The organism is Chitinophagales bacterium, from assembly GCA_020636535.1.
Classification (GTDB): domain Bacteria; phylum Bacteroidota; class Bacteroidia; order Chitinophagales; family JADIYW01; genus JADJSS01.
Genome location: JACJXT010000011.1, coordinates 2,076,818 through 2,095,030, shown reverse-complemented (window position 1 = coordinate 2,095,030; position 18,213 = coordinate 2,076,818). Strand labels below are relative to the sequence as shown.

The following is an 18,213-nucleotide window of genomic DNA, read 5'->3' as shown; positions in this document are numbered from 1 at the left end:
TAGATAATTTGAGTATTAATATTTATGTAGGAAAAATTTCTTTGTATATTCGGAAAAATTTCACTATATTTGTATAGCATAAAAATAAAACATGCAAAAATGACCGTTCAATTAAATACCAAACAAAGAAAAATAATTGAAGCAATTCCTCCAGTCAGTGATTTCTCTAATATTTATATATATTCTATAAAATCTAAATTAGATCCTGAATATATTGCTTTGCTAGATAACATTATAGGTTTAAATGATGATGTTTTGTCTAAGTGGTTAAACATTACTACAAGAACTTTAAGAAACTATAAAAACAAAGAAAATTTAGTACTCAAAGAAAATATAAAAGAACATATTATATTAATTTTATCTTTATATAAACATGGTGTAGCACTTTTTGATACCGTAGATAATTTTGAGATATGGTTGTCTAAAAAAAATGTTTTTCTAGATGACAAAGCACCAACAGATTTTTTAGAAACTATTTCTGGTATAAAATTAATTGACAATCGGCTTACAGCAATGGAGTTTGGCGAAAATGTGTAGTAGTGATAGTTTATAATATAAGAAAAGCTAAATATGCCAATTCGTTACAAGCATCTGGTGTTGCAAACCGATGGAATAAAGACGACGAATTTATTATATACACAGGCAGTTCTGTTGCACTATCTACTTTAGAATTAGTAGCACATAGAAATAATATTAATCTCATTACTGGTTACAAATTACTGTTTATTGATTTGAATATTAAAAAATCAGATATTGTAGAAATAAACATTAGACAATTGCCTAAAAATTGGAAATCGATAGAGTGTTATCCCAAATTACAAATCATTGGTTCTAAATGGTATCAATCACAACAGTCGTTAGTGTTAAAAGTGCCATCTGCTTTAGTTCATTGGGAAAATAATTATCTCATCAATACCAAGCATCCAAGTTTTTCCAAAAAAGTAAGCGTACAATTAGTAGAAGATTTTCCTTGGGATGATAGATTGCTGTGAGATTAATGTATTATAATAATTCATTTATATTATCTTGAAATACATTTTGTCTATGATACTCTAAATATTTTTCTCTTTCTTCAGGATAAATTCTCATTATATTTTTTGCATTGGGATTTATATTTAATCTTTCCCAAGTGTATGCTGTAAGTTGAGTTCCGCAAATTAATTCTCCCTTGTCTGTGAAAGTTATATATCCTTGGTCAAAAAGTCTATCATAAGTTGGAGAAAGAGCTAGTCCATTTAAATGATCTATTGCTTCGTGAACTTTGTCTTCATTGATACAGGTTTTATATGGTTTAATATGACTTGCTATTAATAATCTATCGTCTGAAATTTTTGTAAATGGACACTGTGGCATGTGTTCAATTACTTTTTTTCGATATTGTTGTTGTCCTTCTCTTGAAGGTGTTTTCTTTGTAATACGTTTGTGTTTCTCTTCAATTAAAATTTCATTTGTTGAAATAGTAAGTTTAGGGTGAACAATGGATCTAAACTGATAATCAAGCAAAATTCTAAAGTAATAGAGAGGTTGTAAGTTTTCTCCTTTACTTTCAACAGGAATTAGTTTTAATATTGAAAGATAACTAATTTTTGGTAAAACAAGCTTTCTCCAAATATCCCAAATTTTAGCATCTGAACGAATATAAGCTCTATTTAATTTGTTATCAATAAAATCAGATACATCATAAATAGAAAAGAATATTTTTTCAGTTTTGAGTTTATTTACTATTTCTAATCGCTTACTGTAAAATTCTGAAATATTAAATTTGTAAACTTGTTCTTGTCTTTGATACTCAATTCGAGCATCGTACATATATTTTAATAAATTAGTTTTACTAAAGAAACATTTGTTTTGAATTAGCGTATATACTCGTTCTTCATTTTTTCTTCCTTGCCCCCAATTATTATATTCAAAGAAATCACATAGTCTATCTCCGCTTGAGCCAATATAACTACCTACATATTTCCGTGATTCTCCATTGCCCTTATAGATTGAAAGTTTATTCTTACGATAAATAAAACTATCTTCTGCTCTTAGGTTTTGGATAGAGTCAATAATATAAAATTCATTTGTGTCTATTTTGATTTTTTGAAAATTATTCATAGTTTAGTATGTAAATTTAGTTATATCTAATTGTTTTATAACAGCAATAAGAACATCAACTACAATACTGTTTCCTGCTTGTCTATACATTTGCGTATCACTAACGACTTGTTTAAAATCATCTCTAAATCCCATTAGTCGTAAACATTCTTTAGGTGTTAATTTACGAATTCTGCCTTTATCATGAGTAACATAATTATCTACTCCAGCTCTATGCATTTTATGCATAGATTGAAGTAAAGGACGAGCTATGTTTAAATCTGTTTTTATTTTTGTTTTGAAGTTTTTAGTACCTTCAGAAAGTACATATTTTTTAATCTTGTCTGATAAATAATATTTTTCTTCAACTTGGTTGACATCAAATATAAATTCATCAAATTCTTGTTGAATTATATTTTCAAAAATAAAATCCCCATGCCAGTTAAATTGCTGATTAGCTTTTTGACATAGAGCTATTTGTCCGTTAATTTGAGTATATCTTTTTTGCCTATTTTTAGAGCTAGTTACAAACTTTACACCTTTTTCTTTTAAATAATATTTACTATCTATGTAGTCTTCTAAAAAATCTTGCATTTTATATTCTAATTCAATTGGTTCAGGAAACTCAAAGCTTATTGATTTATCTTTAAAACCAATTACAAATATTCTTTCTCGGTGTTGAGGAATTCCATAATCTTTAGCATTGAGTACTTGATAGAAGTATTTATAACCTAATTCATCAAAAGTTGCTTTTATTGTATCAAAAGTATTCCCCTTGTCGTGATTGATAAGCCCTTTTACATTCTCAAAAATAAAAACATTAGGTTGACTTTCTTTTACAATTCGTGCAAATTCATAAAATAGCGTACCTCTTGTATCATTTAATCCTTTTCGTTTGCCTACCATGGAAAAAGATTGACATGGACTTCCACCTACAAGTAAATCTATTTTATTTTTGTATTTTTTTCCATTAATATCTTTTACATTATTATACCACCGAGTATCATCTATATCGTAATTTGCAAAATAACTTTCTTTTGCATGTTTGTCAATATCAGAAGCAAAAATGATTTCAGTCTTTAGGTTTAACCTTCTTAAAGCAAATTCAATTGCACCTATTCCAGAAAATAGTGTAGCTAGTTTAATAGTTTTATTTGGATGAGCAAAATTCTTCTCAGTCCATGGTTCTTGAAAAAGAAAACGACCTTGTTTTAATATATGTTGATCTAATTGATTATTTACAATAATTAATACATCTTTATAGTTCTTATAATCCTTTAGTTCTTGTATTAATCTAGAAGAATAATAGTAGTTATATAATTCTTTTCTATCAGTTTCTAATACCTTTGCTAAGATAGGTAATAATTCTGTAGATAGACTTCTTTCTTCTCTTTCAACTTTTCCCAATGTAGATGTATCAATATCTAAATGTGATGCTACTTTACGAAGAGGAAATCCTAATTCAGTTCTTCTTTGTTTTATATATTCACCAAAAGTTACAACCATATTATAGATAAATCCATTAGGACAAAAGTAGTCCAAAAACATGGAATAAATAAATTTTTCTTGATAAATCTATAAAACCATTTTTAATTCCAACTAGATTTTAGTAATTGACCAAATGTTTTTTTCTTACCTAAATCTTCATGGAATCCAACAATACCATTATTGCTATATGCTTCAACACCATTAATAAATACATGTTTAACCACTTTACCAGAGCGTTTAACCAATCTATAGCTACCATTAAACATTGGATGATAATCTTCAACAACATCAGAATTAACATCGCTGTTAAGTTTTGTAGGATCAATAATATTCAAATCTGCTCTCTTTCCAACAGAAATATCACCAGCATCAATGCCTAAAAATTTAGATGGCTCACTAGTAATTCTTTGTATTGCTCTTTCAATAGTCATAAACTCAGGATTGTTCATGGCTTGTTTCAACAATTGTAAACCACCATCATGAAAAGCCATATTAACATTGTGTGCACCACTATCGTTAAAACCTGGAACACAGTGTTTAGATGACATTAAATTCATTCTTTCTTTTTCTCTATGATTTGAAGTATCGCATTTCCAACGAATAGCAGTATCGTATTCGGCAAATAAATCTAAGAAATGTTCTGCAGCATCTTTGTTGGCTTCAACAGCAATTTGTGTAAATGTTTTTCCAATATGTGATTGGTCTGGCGAGTTCACTACTATCATTTGATCTAATGCTCTCGGAAATACAGAGTCTGCTTTATGAAACCACTCTTTCAAAAATTGAGCTCTAAATTTTTCGTCTTTGTATAATTTTTTTCTTTCTTCAGAAGAAGCACTAATAGCAGCAATCATCGATGGAAATTCTTCAAACAAAGGCGTAATAGGACCATCACCATAAACAGTAAATGGTTCTGCTAATGTTTGAAACAACATCTTAGCTCTTAAAACATCATTTCCTAATACACTAAATAATTTCAATAGTTTATATATGTTTTCATTTGATTTTAAATCTAAAGCAGCAACAATAGTTGTTTTTAAACTTTTCTTATATAAACCGTGACTTAATTTAAGTATTGTAGCAACAGATGTTTTGTCAACAGCATTTGGTGTTATTTGTAGTACTCTATTGTATTGTCTTAATACATGTGATAATTTCCAGTACTCGGATTTTGCAGCTCTTTGTGATGGCACAGAAATACCAGTATATTTTGGATTGAAATGACCTTCCCATCTATGAAATGGCAACATATCTACCGACATACCTAAATAGCCAGCTTGCATAGCTTCATTTAAAATGCCTTTCATTCGGTCTATTTCTGCTTTGGTCGCATTTTTTTCCATGAAGCTTCGTTCAATTCCCATTGCTTCAATTCTTATATTAGAATGACCTATAAAACTTGCCACATTACAACCTAAAGGCAAAGTATCAACATGTTCGTAGTACTCTCTAACATTTTTCCATTTCACATTACCAATAATCCAATCGCTCAATACTTTTGCAGGAATATTTTCTACTCTAGCAAATAAGTCAACAATATCTTCATCTTTTCCAAGAGCAGCAGATAGCGAACAATTGCCAATAATTACAGTAGTAACACCATGTCTAAGCGATTCATCTAAACTTGGCATTACTTCAATCTCTGCATCGTAGTGAGCATGTAAGTCAATAAATCCTGGAGTAATCCAATGTCCAGTAGCATCAATTTCTTTAGCACCATCAATAGTTGGTGCAGTATCTACAACAGCATCAATGATATTATTTTTAATTACCACATCTTTTTTTTGTGGTGAGTTGCCTAATCCATCAAAATATAAACCGTTTCTGATTATAGTTGTGTGCATTTATTTAACTTTTGTATAAAAATACAAAAAAAGAGTACAAATGTTCTTGATATTACTGAATTTTTGTATTATAGCAATCAAATATTTTGTATGCAATCGAAAGTAAAAATAATATTAGATGGTTTAGAACATGAATTAATTGTAGATGAGCGAGATAAAATTTTAGACGCTGCAATTGATGCTGATTTAGATCCACCACATGCTTGTAGAGTAGCGGCTTGTTGTAGTTGTAAAGCATTGTTAATAGAAGGCGAAGTAGAAATGGACGATGATGAACCATTAACAGAAGAAGAGATTGCAGAAGGATTTATATTAACTTGTCAGTCGCATCCAAAATCAGAGCGAGTAGTTATTTCTTACGACGAAGGTTAATATAGTTAGTGATTTTCTAGTTAAACTATTTTTTCATTACAATCATAGATTGGTCTTTTTGTTTGTAAGTATTTAGTCTTTGTAATAAATGAGAAGGTATATGAGCTTCTTCAATTTTTTCAAATCCAATACTTGAATAAAAATGTTCTAAATGACCATAAGGTATACAATAACAAGTCTGTGTACCAATTATTTTGTTGAGATGTTTTAGTAATGCTTTTCCTATACCTTGTCTTTGGAATTGTTTATCTACTTGCATGCCTCTCAAAACAAGAATATTATTTTCAATGCAAAGTCTAACTACACCTAATATTTTTCCATCTTGTTCAGCACAAACAATTACATCATTTAAAGTAGTACCACCACCATAATTACAAGTATTATAGAATGCTAAGACTTTACTAAGCTCAATAGCTTTAGTTTGTCTAATTATCATATATATAGTATTGTACTATTGTAAATCAACCTTCCAACTATCTATTAAATTAGATATTGGTTGCCATGTTGTTGTTCTTAAAGTATTTTTTCCGTTTACTGTAATAGAGTCCGTTTTTCTAGTTACTAATACATACTGCATGGTTTCGTAATCTAAAAAATAAATTAGTGTTTCATAAGGATATCTATCGTCTAAACCTCTTTCAATATAAAATACAGCGTCTGCCAAAGTAAAATCAATAGAAGTAGAAGTCATATTACCTAAAGGTGTTTTAACAAAGTTAGAAATTGAATCATTTTCTACAATACTACTACTTCTATGAATAATATATTTGTCATTATTCAAATCAAAGAAAATTCGACTTGAAGCATAACTTGTACTATTGTAATATTCATTAGAAAGAGCATATCCATCAATAACTCCAGCATTTGTCCAAGCAAGTGGAATATTGGTATGGTCATCAGTCATGGTACTCGTATTTATAGCATATAAAGGATTGTCTGTGGCATACACAAAATAAGTATTATTGTTTGCACTTCTATCTTGTATATGAACGCCATAAACACCAGTTGCAACAGGATCTGTAACAGTACTCGGCCAATTTTTAGAAATATAATGTCTATAATCGCCACTTGAAGATGTATCTATTGTTTTAGAATACTCAAATTTATGACTGGTATTAGACCAAGCATATGCATATTGTTTTACATTCGCTGTATTGCTTACATCATAAATAAGAAGTGCACCATTATAATAATCGTAAGAAAAAAAACGAGGTTTGTAAGTTATGGTATCAGTAGGTGTTGGCGTAATAGGTGTGTTATTATCATCATCTTTATTACAAGAAGCAATGATTGAAAGTGCAAAAAATGCAATTAAAAGTTTTAATAAATTTTTCATAAGTTATAATTTTAATGTAAGTTATGAAAAACTTTTATAAATGACAAAGAAAATTTTTAGCGTAAAATCATAATAATTAGTGTCATCATCGTTCCAAGAATTATAGAACACAGATAATGCAGATTCAGCAGATAATCGCAGCAATAGTTTAAAAAACCTTCAGCGTAAAATCATAATAATTAGTGTCATCATCGTTCCAAGAATTATAGAACACAGATAATGCAGATTCAGCAGATAATCGCAGCAATAGTTTAAAAAACCTTCAGCGTAAAATCATAATAATTAGTGTCATCATCGTTCCAAGAATTATAGAACACAGATAATGCAGATTCAGCAGATAATCGCAGCAATAGTTTAAAAAACCTTCAGCGTAAAATCATAATAATTAGTGTCATCATCGTTCCAAGAATTATAGAACACAGATAATGCAGATTCAGCAGATAATCGCAGCAATAGTTTAAAAAACCTTCAGCGTAAAATCATAATAATTAGTGTCATCAGCGTTCCAAGAATTATAGAACACAGATAATGCAGATTCAGCAGATAATCGCAGCAATAGTTTAAAAAACCTTCAGCGTAAAATCAAAAAAATCATTGTCATCAGCGTTATAAAATACAATTACTCAACCACTATTAAATAATTATTTTTCTTTCCTTTTTTTACTACTAAAAGTTTATCTTGAATTAAAAACGAAGTATCAATAGCTTGTTGTTCATCGCTTAGTTTTTCCATATTAATAGCAATGGCATTACTGTTTATCATTTTTCTAGCTTCACCTTTAGATGGCATGATATTGGTTTCAACTGCTAATAAATCAATCAAACTAACACCAGCGTTGAGTTTATCTCTACTAATATTAAAAGAAGGAACACCATCAAACACATCTAATAGTTGTTCAATACTTAGTGTATTAAAATCTTCTTTAGTAGAATTGCCAAATAATATATTCGATGCTTTAATTGCATTATCTAATTCTGTTTGTCCGTGAACGCGTTTAGTAATATCTTCTGCTAAAGCTTTCTGAGCAATCCATAAATGTGGAGCTTGTTCGTGTTCTTTAATTATATTATCTATTTCTTCTTTATTCTTCAAAGTAAAAATGCTTATAAAGTTTTTTATGTCTTTGTCTTTAGTATGTAACCAAAATTGATAAAATTTATACGGTGATGTCTTTTTTGCATCCAACCAAATATTTCCACTTTCACTTTTACCAAACTTAGTACCATCTGCTTTTTTAATTAATTGTGTAGTTAAAGCATACGCTTCTCCAGCATCTTTTCTACGAATAAGTTCTGTTCCTGCTACAATATTTCCCCATTGGTCGCTTCCACCCATTTGTAGTAAAACGCCATCATTTTTCCAAAGGTGATAGAAATCGTAACCTTGTATTAATTGATACGAAAATTCAGTAAACGACAAACCATTTTCCAATCTTCTTTGTACTGATTCTTTCGCTAACATATAGTTGATAGTCATATGTTTTCCAACATCACGAATGAAATCTAAAAATTTAAACTCTTTAAACCAATCATAGTTGTTTACAATTTTGGCTGAATTTTCACCACAATCAAAATCTAAAAATTGTTCTAATTGTTTTTTCTGACAAGCTAAATTGTGTTCTAATTCTTCTGTACTTAATAAATTTCTTTCTTGAGATTTTCCACTTGGATCGCCAACCATACCAGTTGCACCACCAACTAATGCAATAGGTTGATGTCCTGCTTTCTGAAAATGTAACAAGGTCATTACTTGTACCATATTACCAACGCCAAGAGAATCTGCAGTTGGATCAAAACCAATATAACCTTTTACTACTTTGCCACTATTCAATAAATTTTCAGTTTCAGGCATAATGTCATGTAGCATACCACGCCATCTCAATTCATCAACAAATCCCATAGAATATTTTTTGCCAAAAATACAATCTATTTTTTCAATAGTCGTTGTCTTGCTGTTAATATTCACAATTTTACGAAATGCAACGAAAATTTAGCTTTTTTAATCTTATTGTAAATAATTTTAAATAATTTTACAGATAAGTATAGTAGTAGTTTTTCTATATATGCTTATCTAACATATTGGATATGAAAAAATGTTTTTTGTTTATATTTACATCACTTGTTGTAACACTTTCGGCTCAACCACCAAAGTATAGTAACGATTTTATGTATATTGGTGTAGGAGCTCATAACTTTGGTTTAGGCAATGCTGTCGTTGCTTCTACAAATGATGTAACTGCTGGTTATTGGAATCCCGCTGGTTTAACAAAAATTGAAAATAATATACAATTTAGCTTTATGCATAGCGAGTATTTTGCTAGTATTGCTAAATACGATTATGCTGGAATTGCATTTCCTTTGGATAGTAATAAACATGCATTTGCATTAAATTTTCTTCGTTTTGGTGTAGATGATATTCCGAACACTTTAGAACTAATTGAGCCAGATGGAACAATTAATTACGACAATGTAAAATCATTTTCTGTTGGAGATTATGGTATTTTACTGTCGTATGCCAATCAAATTATTCCTAATTTATCTATTGGAGCAACTGCAAAAGTAGTACATCATAAAGCTGGTGGTTTTGCAAAATCTTGGGGTTTTGGTGTCGATGTTGGTGCTATTTATACTATTAAAGATTGGAAGATTGGTTTAACAGTTAAAGATATTACTACTACATTTAATGCTTGGTCTTTTTCATTTACAGATAAAGAAAAACAAATTTTAGCTCAAACCAATAATGAAATTCCTAAGAGTTCATTAGAAATTACTTTGCCAAGAATTCAGTTAGGTGCTGCTTATAATAAACAGTTTAAAAAAGTAAGTTTAAATGCTGAGTTAGATTGGGAAATTACTACAGATGGTAAAAGAAACACACTGATTGCTACCAATGCGTTTAGTATGGATCCAAGATTGGGTGTAGAAGCTGGTTTTTTTGAGATTTTTTATTTAAGAGCAGGAGTGGGTAATTTTCAAAAAATACCTGATGAGAATGGAAAGAATAAAATGACCGTTCAGCCAAACTTAGGTGTTGGTTTAAGGTTTAGAAGTATTTTTGTAGATTATGCTTATACAGATGTAGGTAAAGCATCGAATAACCAATATTCGCATGTGGTTTCTGCTAGAGTTGGGATTAATAAAAGAAAAGATAAAAACGACAAAGAACCTATAGTAATTCCTGTTGAACAAAATTCAAATAATGTTGAATAATATGAATAAAATATTTGCTTGTATACTATTGTGTACGCTGTTTATTTTTAAAGCAGAAGCACAAACTTATGGCAATGAATGGATAGATTATTCTAAAACTTATTATAAATTTACAGTTAATACAAATGGCTTGTGTAGAATTAATTATAGTAATCTAGTCAGTGCAGGTATTAATCCATCTATTTTAAAAGGTTCAGATATTAAGTTGTATAGATACGGACAAGAAGTTCCTGTATATGCTTCTACCTTGAATTTGTTTGGCACAAGTGATTTTATTGAGTTTTATGGAGAAATGAACGATGGTAGTTTAGATGTAGCTTTGTATAAAAATCCAACAACAGATCAACCACACGATAGAAAAAGTTTGTTTACAGATAATGCTCCATATTTTTTAACCATAGATCCATTTGTAGTTAATTCAAGAATTACAGCTGTTACAAACGATACTACGGTTCATCCAACAAAAGAAGCGTATTGTTATACTACCGAAGAAAAATTTTCTACTACAAAAAATGACGGTGTTTTAGCTTATGCAGGTGTAAGTGATTTATACAATTCTGATTTCGATATGGCAGAAGGTTATTCTGGTGCTTTAAGTGGAGGTTATACTATAAATACAAATAATGCGTATTATGCAAGTGGACTAACGGCTAATCTTAAAATTAATTTCTTTGTCAATCAAGTGAGCCATAGTATACTAGTAAAGGCAGGAAATATATTTCAATATACGGATAATTTTTTTGGTAGAATGGTAAGAAAACTAGATTTATCTTTTGATGCTAATACTATAAACTTAACGGGTAATACTAGTATAACTGCTGCTACACAACTTACTGGCGAATCTATTAGAGCAATTGCAGTGCAATTAACCTATCCTTGTAATTATAATTTTAAAAATAAATCATTATTTCAATTTAGCATAGATAAAACCAATGCAGTTTATTTTGAAGTTACTAATTTTAGTAATGGTGGTTTAAGACCAATTTTATATGATGTAAATAATAAACAAAGGTATGAAGGAATTGTTGTTGGAACTAAAATTGTATTTAATTTACCAGCAACTGCATTACCTAAAACTAAATTAATTTTATCTACCAGCGATGTAACGCAGATTAATTATATTACTTCGTTAACTGCTAGAAATTTTACCAATTATGCAGCTTTAAATAATCAAGGAAATTATTTAATTATATCTAATGTTACATTTAATACAAGTACTAGCGGTGTAAATTATTTACAAGAGTATAAAAACTATAGAAACTCTGTTGCAGGAGGAAGTTATAATGCTAATATCTTTTACATCGATCAATTAAACGATCAGTATATTTATGGTGTAGAGCAACATCCATTGGCTATTAGAAATTTTGTAAACTATGCTATAGATAATTTTACTATTAAACCAGAGTTAGCATTTATTATTGGAAAAGGATCTGATTATCAGACTAACGCTTATAAATATGTACAAACATATGGAACGCCAGCTTCCGATAATTTATTAGTAGCTCGTTCTGCTACACAAAATACACCACAAATAGGTATAGGTCGATTATCTGTTGTTACAAATGGCGATAAAATTAAAACCTACTTAGATAAAGTTAAAGAGTACGAAGCCGTTCAGCAAGATACACTGCCATCAGATATGACACCAGATAATAAAGCGTGGATGAAAAGTGTAGTGCATTTAGGTGGAGGTTTTTCTAGTTTTGAACAAGATGTATTTAAAGCATATTTAAATGGTTATAAAGCAACTATAGAAGCTGCTAAATATGGTGGGAAAGTGTATAGTGTTTTTAAAACAAGTGCAGAGCCAGTACAAGTTGCTCAAAGTGTTTTTATAGATTCACTTATTGATAATGGTGTTTCTTTAATTACTTTTTTCGGTCACTCTGCTACTACCACACTTGATTTTAATTTAGTACCAGAAAATTATACCAATAAAGGAAAGTATCATTTGTTATTATCGAATGGTTGTTTTGTAGGGAATATTTTTGGTAGCAGTGCTAATAGCTATAGTGAAAGATTTGTACTAGCACCAGAGAAAGCGGCTATTGGATTTATTGCTCCAATATATTTAGCTATTGCTTCTACTTTAAATAACTATACGACTAATTTTTATAATAATATATCATTTAATCATTATAATGAGGCAATAGGAAATACTTTAAAAGCAGCTGCATCAAAAGTAATTGGCTTGCCTAATACACCTTTAGATCCATTAATGGGAGAACAGATGATTTTTCATGGAGATCCAGCACTAAAAATAAATACATTTACTAAACCAGATTACTACATAGATGCTAGTAGTATTACATTCAATCCTTTTAGTCCAAATGTGTCTAACGATTCTTTTCAAATAAATATTCACATACAAAATTTAGGTGCAGCTGTAAATGATTATTTTACAGTTAATATTGATAGAATTTTTCCTAATGGAACTATAAGATCATATAGTGTGCGTATTCCAAGTACCATAAGAGAAGATGATATAAGTATTTGGATTCCAACAGATCCATTTATTGGTGCAGGAATTAATACATTTACGATAAAAGTAGATTATGGTGATGAAATAGATGAATATTCAGAGTTCAACAACCAAGTTACTATAACTAAAGTAATTAGTGCCGATGATATTTTGCCTTTGTTTCCCTACGAGTTTTGTATAGTTAATAATCCAAATTTTAAACTAACTTTTAATACTGCCGATAATTTTGCGCCAACAAGACAATACATTTTTCAAATAGATACTACAGAATTGTTTAATTCTCCTTTATTAGTTACAGAAAGAGTAAATGCACCAGGAGCTACTATCGTTTGGGATCCAAATATTCCACATTTAGAAGATAAAGTATATTATTGGCGTGGCAGTTTAGATACGATATACAATAATGCATTAAATTGGAGAAATAGTTCTTTCCTATATAATACATCACTAAGTACTGGTTGGAATCAATCGCATTATTTTCAATATTTAAAAGATAAATTTGTAACACTGCAACTTCCAAATAATAGAATTTTTAAATATCCAAATACATTTAGAACACTTAGAGTTATTAATGGAATTATTAGTGATCAATCTATAGAAACTTATTTTGATAACTTTTTAATTGCTAGAAACTCTTGTGATAGAAGAAGTTTTATTTTCTTTGTTTATGATGTTAATACTAATAAAAATTGGCAATCTTATCAAATAGGTAATACTGGACTTGGAACTTATGGAGACAGGAATTGTGTAACAAACTCTATTCCTTTAGATATAACAGAATTTCCTACAAGATATACCGATCCAACAGAAGGAGCTTATAAAAGATTAGTACTTACTAATTTCTTAAACTCTATTCCAGATAATGCTTATGTAATGGGTTATTCTTTCTATAATGCTGGTTATTCTCAATGGAATAACGATTTAGCTATTAATGGAAACTCTCTTTTTGATGCTTTTGAAAACTTAGGTGTAACACAAATTCGTAATCAACAAGATAATGTGCCTTTTGTATTTTTCTTACAAAAAAATAATCCTGCATTTACGCCAATTCAAATAAAACGACCAGCTTCAGAAGGTATTATAGATACTACTTTTATTTTTTCTGGCAATTGGACAAATGGTGTAATGCAATCGCCTTTAATTGGGCCATCAAAACTTTGGAAAGATTTTTTATTTGATTGGCATGCATTAGAAACGCCTAGTAATGATTTAAGTAATGTAGATATTATTGGTATTGATACAAATGGTACTAGAAATATATTATATAATAATATTTCTGTTAATTCACTATCATTAGCTAATATAAATGCAACAACATATCCGTTCTTAGAGTTAGAATGGAACTCTACAGACAGAACGCATAGCACTTCACCACAACTCGATTATTGGCGAATTACTTACGACAAAGCTCCAGAAGCAGTAGTCAATCCAACAATTACATTTCATACATCAGCAGATTCAATTTCCATGGGAGATAATTATACTGCAACTGTAGCAGTGCAAAATGTTACTCCAATAAATATGGATAGCTTATTGGTGAAGTTTACAATTATCAATGCTAATAATAATGTATATGAGTTTTATGAACGAATAGCTCCACTTCCAGGTATGTCTAGTTTAGATATCGTTTTTAATTATAATTTTCCTACACCTTTTTATTATGGAGTAAACAGAATTATAGTAGAAGTTAATCCAAATAATGACCAAATAGAGCAATTTCACTATAATAACTTTGCAGAATTTGTAGTATTTGTAGATAAAGACAATATCAATCCAATTTTAGATGTAACTTTTGATGGAAGGCATATCACAGACAATGAATATGTTTCTGCTACACCAGAAATTTTATTTAGACTAAAAGATGAGAACAAACAATTGGCTTTGAATGATACCAATGGTTTTACAATATATTTAAAAGATTTAAGCAATCCTTTGAATCCAATTCAAATTACAGGAAGTACAGAAGGTGTTTCGTTTATTCCAGCCAATGCAGCTCAGTTAGCAACTAATAACGAAGCAAGGTTGTACTACAAACCAACACTAGCAGATGGCGAATATGAATTAATAGCACAAGGAACAGACAGAAGTAGTAATAATGCAGGAATTTATGATTATACCATTCGCTTTAAAGTAGACGGAAAACCATCAATTACTAATTTATTGAATTATCCAAATCCGTTTTCTACTTCTACTAGGTTTGTATTTACTATTACAGGAAGTGAAGTGCCTAATAATTTTAGAATTCAAATATATAGTGTAAGTGGTAAAATGGTGAAAGAAATTTCTAGAGCAGAATTAGGCAATATTCATATTGGTACTAATATTACCGACTTTGCTTGGGACGGAACAGATACTTATGGTGATAAATTAGCTAATGGTGTTTACTTCTATAAAGTAATTGCTAAATCAAATGATGGTGCTAATATAGAACTCAGACCAACTGCCGCCGATAAATACTTTGAAAATGGTTATGGCAAATTATATATTGCTAGATAATATTTTATCTTCTTAAGGATTAAAAGGTATCGTTAATTAACTTTGCTGTATAAGTGTTGTAATAGGAAACGGAATATTAATTTTATGTTCATCAAAAGCAGTTTTAATAGCAATAATTGCTTCGCTCTTAACCTCTAGTGCAGTTTTATTTTCTTTGGCATCTACCCAAAATCTTAATAAAAAATCTATAGCACTATCTCCAAAGTTGGTATAATAAAACTCAACTTTACTGCCATCATTATTAGGAAACTTTTGTTGTATTGCTGCTATTGCAATATTTTTAGTTTTCTCTCGAGTTTGACACCTTTTCATAAAATATGACTGAGAACGCCTTATTTTATTGAGTTTTGTTTTTATTTTTTCAAATTTGTAGTGAGCCGATTTTTTTTTGGTTGCTTTTATAATTAGTTTATCCGCTCTATTTTTGCAGTATGTCATTTTTGCGGATAGAGAAAAAATCATCAGGCACGTATTTGCGTATCTTAGAAAGCTATCGAAATGATGAGGGCAAATCAAAGCACAAAATATTACACACACTTGGCAAAGTAGAAGATTATAAACCAGCCCAATTGCGAGCCATCGGTATCCAATTATTTGAGTTAGGTGGTGGCGAAGTAAAGGCATTGCTAACTGGCGATTTGTTAGAATTAGGCAGATACAATTATGGCTATCAATACCTCTACCAAAAAGTATTACAGCATTATGGTTTGCAAGATGTGTTTCGCAGAATAGCCTCAAAAAACAAACTACAATTTAATTTTTCGGATGCTGTTTTGTTGATGCTTTTAGAGCGATTACAAGATCCGTGTAGTAAACATCAAAATTATCTACATCAGTCGGAATATCTTAATTTGCCTACTGTTTCGCTACATCACTTGTATCGAACTTTAGATAAATTAGCCGACAATCAATCGCTCATTCAACAACAAATTTTCCAAACAGGCAGAGATTTATTTAATCAAAAATTGGATGTTGTATTTTATGATGTAACCACTTTGTATTTTGAAAGTGAAGTAGAACAACAAGGCAAACTTAGGCAAAAAGGATTTAGTAAAGATGGCAAAATAGGAAACACACAAATCTTGTTTTGTATGCTCATAGATACTGATAAAAATCCGATTGGTTATCAAATTTTTGAAGGCAATACCTACGAAGGACATACTTTTGAAAAAGCATTAATCGATTTAAAAAAACAATATCAAATAGAAAAAATAATTATGGTAGCAGATAGAGGTATGTTATCGAAACATAACATCGAAATTACCAAAAACAATGGCTACGAATTTATACTTGGCGAACGCATCAAAAGTTTACCTAAAACATTACAAACCGAGCTTACCGATTTAGCTTCTTTTACCAAACAATGGATATACCATGATACAACTGGCGAAGCCATTGTAATTACATATAAAACCGTAGAACACGATGGTAAAACAATCATCGTAACACACAGCCAAAAACGAGCAAAAAAAGACAAACAAGATAGAGAAGACAAAGAAGCTACAGCTAAAATACTATTAAAAAATACAGCTCTAATTACCAAAAAAGCAAGTAGGTTTTATATACAACAAAACCCAAAAGGCAGCTATGAACTGAATGAACAAAAACTAATAAACGATGCAAAGTACGATGGCATTTTGGCTATTAGCACCAACAACAAAACCCTTACAGCAACACAAGTATTAGAACAATACAAACAACTTTATAAAATAGAACACACCTTTAGAACCTTTAAAGCACACTTAGAAATAAGACCCATGTTTCATTGGACAGACAAACGAATTAAAGGACATATTTGTTTATGCTATATCGCTTATACACTATTAAACTACACACTACAAAGAACCAATAAAAGCGGACTAAAACTCACAGAGAATACGCTAAGAACTACGCTAAATAAAATGCAAGTAAGCTTGTTACAACACAATAAAGAGCAAATCTATGTACGTTCAAGACCAACAGAAAACGAAATTGCACTTCAAAGAGCAATAGGTTTAATGCCATTACAACCCATCATTCCAAAAGACAAACTAACACTATAAAATCCAATTTGTAGTGAGCCAATCCAATAACACTATTGTTGATAATCAATTAATTAACTCAATATCGTGTCAAACTTGAGAAAAATCTATAGCACTATCTCCAAAGTTGGTATAATAAAACTCAACTTTACTGCCATCATTATTAGGAAACTTTTGTTGTATTGCTGCTATTGCAATATTTTTAGTTTTCTCTAAATCAGATTCATAATCTATTCCACACTCTATCGAACATCTAATTCTTTTAGTTAAACCATAATTTTTAAATGGTTTATCCAGAATCATTTTATTCGGAATAACAACAATATTGTTATCTGCTTCTTTAATTTTTGTGTTTCTTAAATCTATTTCTTCAATATTTCCAGCAAATCCATTACTTTCAATCCAGTCTCCAATATTTAATTCATCATTTACAGCAATAAAGATTCCAGAAAAAGTATTAGTTAATGCACCTTGTAATGCTAAGCTTATAGCTAAACCAGCAACACCAGCACCAGCTAATAAAGATTTTAAGGTGCTATCTAAGTTAAGAACAGCTAGTGCTAAAATTAGACCAAGCATTATTATTACAATAGCGGTAAGATTACCTATTAATTCTCTAATTGAGGGTTGTTTGATGAAACGACGCAATAAACGACTTATTTTTTCTTGTAAAAACTTTGAAAGGAAAAAGGATATGGTAAATAGTAATAATGCAATTAGTATATTAGGTAAATTAATAACTAAAGCATCATACCAGCCAACTAGCTTATTGCTTACCTTTTCCCAAGGTGATAAATTGTTACTGTTTAATAGTATTGAATGAATAATCATATTGCAAAATACAACTATATTTTAATTTTGTTTATGATTTAAAAAAGAATTCAC

The 18,213-nt window shown here is 29.8% G+C and carries 14 protein-coding genes; 6 read left to right on the top strand and 8 right to left on the bottom strand.

All coding sequences use genetic code 11. The features are described from left to right. Positions 1 to 99: 99 nt before the first annotated feature. Positions 100 to 537 carry a DUF2384 domain-containing protein gene (locus H6553_09620; GenBank protein ID MCB9034084.1) on the top strand — a complete coding sequence of 146 codons (438 nt, stop codon included), beginning with the start codon at positions 100 to 102 and terminating at the stop codon, positions 535 to 537. A gap of 2 nt (positions 538 to 539) precedes the next feature. Further along, positions 540 to 992, top strand: a complete 453-nt coding sequence (locus tag H6553_09615) for an RES family NAD+ phosphorylase (GenBank protein MCB9034083.1) — start codon at positions 540 to 542, stop codon at positions 990 to 992. A 10-nt stretch (positions 993 to 1,002) separates the two neighbouring features. Here H6553_09615 and H6553_09610 read toward each other — a convergent pair whose 3' ends face one another. The 3 genes from H6553_09610 to H6553_09600 all read right to left on the bottom strand — a co-directional run bounded on the left by H6553_09610 (position 1,003) and on the right by H6553_09600 (position 5,411). Beyond that, the gene (locus tag H6553_09610; protein MCB9034082.1) at positions 1,003 to 2,100 is read right to left on the bottom strand and encodes an HNH endonuclease; all 1,098 of its coding nucleotides are present in this window, start codon (positions 2,098 to 2,100) and stop codon (positions 1,003 to 1,005) included. A 3-nt stretch (positions 2,101 to 2,103) separates the two neighbouring features. Further along, entirely contained in the window at positions 2,104 to 3,585 is a 1,482-nt protein-coding gene (gene dcm, locus H6553_09605; protein ID MCB9034081.1) for a DNA (cytosine-5-)-methyltransferase, read from the bottom strand. 83 nt (positions 3,586 to 3,668) lie between these two features. Next, complete coding sequence (locus tag H6553_09600; GenBank protein MCB9034080.1) at positions 3,669 to 5,411, bottom strand: amidohydrolase family protein; 1,743 nt, start codon at positions 5,409 to 5,411, stop codon at positions 3,669 to 3,671. Between the two features lie 90 nt (positions 5,412 to 5,501). Here H6553_09600 and H6553_09595 point away from each other — a divergent pair, with 90 nt between their 5' ends. Next, positions 5,502 to 5,783: a 2Fe-2S iron-sulfur cluster binding domain-containing protein gene (locus H6553_09595; GenBank protein MCB9034079.1), complete on the top strand. Its 282-nt coding sequence runs from the start codon at positions 5,502 to 5,504 to the stop codon at positions 5,781 to 5,783. Positions 5,784 to 5,808: 25 nt separating this feature from the next. Here H6553_09595 and H6553_09590 read toward each other — a convergent pair whose 3' ends face one another. The 3 genes from H6553_09590 to H6553_09580 form a co-directional block, all read right to left on the bottom strand. Then, positions 5,809 to 6,219: a GNAT family N-acetyltransferase gene (locus H6553_09590; GenBank protein MCB9034078.1), complete on the bottom strand. Its 411-nt coding sequence runs from the start codon at positions 6,217 to 6,219 to the stop codon at positions 5,809 to 5,811. A 15-nt stretch (positions 6,220 to 6,234) separates the two neighbouring features. Then, positions 6,235 to 7,119 carry a hypothetical protein gene (locus H6553_09585; GenBank protein MCB9034077.1) on the bottom strand — a complete coding sequence of 295 codons (885 nt, stop codon included), beginning with the start codon at positions 7,117 to 7,119 and terminating at the stop codon, positions 6,235 to 6,237. Positions 7,120 to 7,738: 619 nt separating this feature from the next. After that, positions 7,739 to 9,019 carry a tyrosine--tRNA ligase gene (locus tag H6553_09580; GenBank protein MCB9034076.1) on the bottom strand — a complete coding sequence of 427 codons (1,281 nt, stop codon included), beginning with the start codon at positions 9,017 to 9,019 and terminating at the stop codon, positions 7,739 to 7,741. Positions 9,020 to 9,204: 185 nt separating this feature from the next. Here H6553_09580 and H6553_09575 point away from each other — a divergent pair, with 185 nt between their 5' ends. Then, the gene (locus H6553_09575) at positions 9,205 to 10,329 is read left to right on the top strand and encodes a PorV/PorQ family protein (GenBank protein MCB9034075.1); all 1,125 of its coding nucleotides are present in this window, start codon (positions 9,205 to 9,207) and stop codon (positions 10,327 to 10,329) included. 1 nt (position 10,330) lies between these two features. Next, positions 10,331 to 15,307 (top strand): T9SS type A sorting domain-containing protein, encoded by a 4,977-nt coding sequence (locus H6553_09570; protein ID MCB9034074.1) that lies wholly within the window; start codon positions 10,331 to 10,333, stop codon positions 15,305 to 15,307. Between the two features lie 36 nt (positions 15,308 to 15,343). Here H6553_09570 and H6553_09565 read toward each other — a convergent pair whose 3' ends face one another. Continuing rightward, positions 15,344 to 15,931 (bottom strand): mechanosensitive ion channel, encoded by a 588-nt coding sequence (locus H6553_09565; protein ID MCB9034073.1) that lies wholly within the window; start codon positions 15,929 to 15,931, stop codon positions 15,344 to 15,346. Here H6553_09565 and H6553_09560 point away from each other — a divergent pair. Continuing rightward, complete coding sequence (locus H6553_09560; protein ID MCB9034072.1) at positions 15,877 to 17,349, top strand: IS1634 family transposase; 1,473 nt, start codon at positions 15,877 to 15,879, stop codon at positions 17,347 to 17,349. The genes H6553_09565 and H6553_09560 overlap by 55 nt on opposite strands. A gap of 69 nt (positions 17,350 to 17,418) precedes the next feature. On the opposite strand, the gene H6553_09555 is transcribed toward H6553_09560, so the two are convergent. Beyond that, positions 17,419 to 18,159 carry a mechanosensitive ion channel gene (locus tag H6553_09555; GenBank protein MCB9034071.1) on the bottom strand — a complete coding sequence of 247 codons (741 nt, stop codon included), beginning with the start codon at positions 18,157 to 18,159 and terminating at the stop codon, positions 17,419 to 17,421. Positions 18,160 to 18,213 lie beyond the last annotated feature (54 nt).

What these genes read in the sequence shown, in the direction of transcription:
- H6553_09620 (MCB9034084.1), top strand. Translation starts at nt 100, where the DNA reads ATGACCGTTCAATTAAATACCAAACAAAGAAAAATAATTGAAGCAATT.
- H6553_09610 (MCB9034082.1), bottom strand. Translation starts at nt 2,100, where the DNA reads ATGAATAATTTTCAAAAAATCAAAATAGACACAAATGAATTTTATATT.
- dcm (MCB9034081.1), bottom strand. Translation starts at nt 3,585, where the DNA reads ATGGTTGTAACTTTTGGTGAATATATAAAACAAAGAAGAACTGAATTA.
- H6553_09600 (MCB9034080.1), bottom strand. Translation starts at nt 5,411, where the DNA reads ATGCACACAACTATAATCAGAAACGGTTTATATTTTGATGGATTAGGC.
- H6553_09595 (MCB9034079.1), top strand. Translation starts at nt 5,502, where the DNA reads ATGCAATCGAAAGTAAAAATAATATTAGATGGTTTAGAACATGAATTA.
- H6553_09590 (MCB9034078.1), bottom strand. Translation starts at nt 6,219, where the DNA reads ATGATAATTAGACAAACTAAAGCTATTGAGCTTAGTAAAGTCTTAGCA.
- H6553_09585 (MCB9034077.1), bottom strand. Translation starts at nt 7,119, where the DNA reads ATGAAAAATTTATTAAAACTTTTAATTGCATTTTTTGCACTTTCAATC.
- H6553_09580 (MCB9034076.1), bottom strand. Translation starts at nt 9,019, where the DNA reads ATGGGATTTGTTGATGAATTGAGATGGCGTGGTATGCTACATGACATT.
- H6553_09575 (MCB9034075.1), top strand. Translation starts at nt 9,205, where the DNA reads ATGAAAAAATGTTTTTTGTTTATATTTACATCACTTGTTGTAACACTT.
- H6553_09570 (MCB9034074.1), top strand. Translation starts at nt 10,331, where the DNA reads ATGAATAAAATATTTGCTTGTATACTATTGTGTACGCTGTTTATTTTT.
- H6553_09565 (MCB9034073.1), bottom strand. Translation starts at nt 15,931, where the DNA reads ATGCCTTTACTTCGCCACCACCTAACTCAAATAATTGGATACCGATGG.
- H6553_09555 (MCB9034071.1), bottom strand. Translation starts at nt 18,159, where the DNA reads ATGATTATTCATTCAATACTATTAAACAGTAACAATTTATCACCTTGG.